General features: G+C 34.4%; 1 protein-coding gene. It reads left to right on the top strand.

Translation table 11 applies throughout. From position 1 onward, the window contains the following. Window positions 1-756 (top strand): TdeIII family type II restriction endonuclease (locus CQA44_RS12210; RefSeq protein ID WP_115547437.1); only part of this gene is annotated, 756 nt, incomplete at both ends.

The following is a 756-nucleotide window of genomic DNA, read 5'->3' as shown; positions in this document are numbered from 1 at the left end:
AATGCAAAATCTTAAAATCAATATCAAAAATCGCTTAGTTCAAGCATTACGCAATAAGTTTGAAAACTACAAGCCTGAAACTTCCTCAATGCCTTTCCATACAAGACTTTTAGGCAAGGATAGAATGGCACTTTATAGCTTTATCCAAAGTCTAAATACAAATTTTGGCACAAGTATTTTTACTAAAGAAACTGCGGCTTTGCCTTGTTTTGAGCCAGTAGCGGAAGAATTAGGACTAAATAGATTTGATACAATCAAGCGACAAGCAGTAGCAGGAGAGATAATAACAAAAGAATCACAAAGAATTATTCAAGATATTATGGATTCTTTAGAAAGTGGAAATTCTAAACCCAATAAACTTGAGGAAATCACTAGAATCTTAGCGGTTGCACAAAATGGTGAGACAAGCATTATTAAGCCTCCCAAGGTGGATTTATTTTTGCAAAAAGGCAGTGATGTTTATTTAATTGATATTAAAACTGCTAAACCAAACAAGGGAGGGTTTAAAGAATTTAAACGCACACTTTTAACGTGGGTGGCGTGTTTTGCTTATAGTAATCCAAATTTAAATATTCAATCACTGATTGCCATTCCTTATAATCCTTATGAACCAAAACCTTATGAGCGTTGGACAATGGCAGGTATGTTGGACTTGAATGCAGAACTTAAAGTTGCTAATGAATTTTGGGATTTTCTAGGTGGAGCAGGAAGTTATGGGCTTATTTTGTCTGCTTTTGAAGAAGTAGGACAAGAAAT

The organism is Helicobacter sp. MIT 14-3879 (assembly GCF_003364125.1).
This window is presented reverse-complemented; position numbering and strand designations above follow the sequence as displayed.